The following is a 589-nucleotide window of genomic DNA, read 5'->3' as shown; positions in this document are numbered from 1 at the left end:
GCCGCGCGCGGGTCAGCCGCGCGGCCTCCGCCAAGACGAGGTCGCGCGCGCGCGAGACCGGATCGGTGAGGCCGCGCTCGGCCAGGATCCGCGGCCAGTTCTCGGCGGCGATCCGCACGAAGTCGAGGGTCAGGCCGAAATAGCGCGAATACTCGGCCTCGACGGCGCCCGCGATCTCCGACCAGGGCAGCCCCTCGACGGTCAGCGCGTCCATCAGGCCTTCGAGGTCGGCGGCCAGCGCCACCGCGTCGGCGGGCGAGGCCGGCACCAGGAACGGCACCTCCTCGTCGATCGGCAGCAGCGAGCGATCGACCGCCTGCGCCCAGGACTGCACCAGCCGGGCGAGGATCAGCCGGCGCTCCAGCTTCTGCATCTCGGGGTCGAGCCCGGTGGCGGCGTTCGCCACGAGCGGCATCGCGGCGAGATCCAGCTCGGCCTCGTCCGCCTCGCCGAGCGGGATCATCCGCGGCAGCAGCGCCGCCAGCCCGCGCCGCCCCGCGCCGCGGCGGTCGGTTATTAAAAAAAACGCGCCCCCCCGCCCCGGGCCCGTAGTGGTTTACGGGGTGTGAGTGTAAAAAAAAATAGGGGG

The 589-nt window shown here is 72.7% G+C and carries 1 pseudogene; it reads right to left on the bottom strand.

The features are described 5' to 3' along the window. A pseudogene (locus FV222_RS28645) lies at positions 1 to 487 on the bottom strand (double-strand break repair protein AddB); the annotation flags it as partial. Positions 488 to 589 lie beyond the last annotated feature (102 nt).

It is taken from the genome of Methylobacterium sp. WL103 (genome assembly GCF_008039885.1).
GTDB lineage: Bacteria > Pseudomonadota > Alphaproteobacteria > Rhizobiales > Beijerinckiaceae > Methylobacterium > Methylobacterium cerastii.
This window is presented reverse-complemented; position numbering and strand designations above follow the sequence as displayed.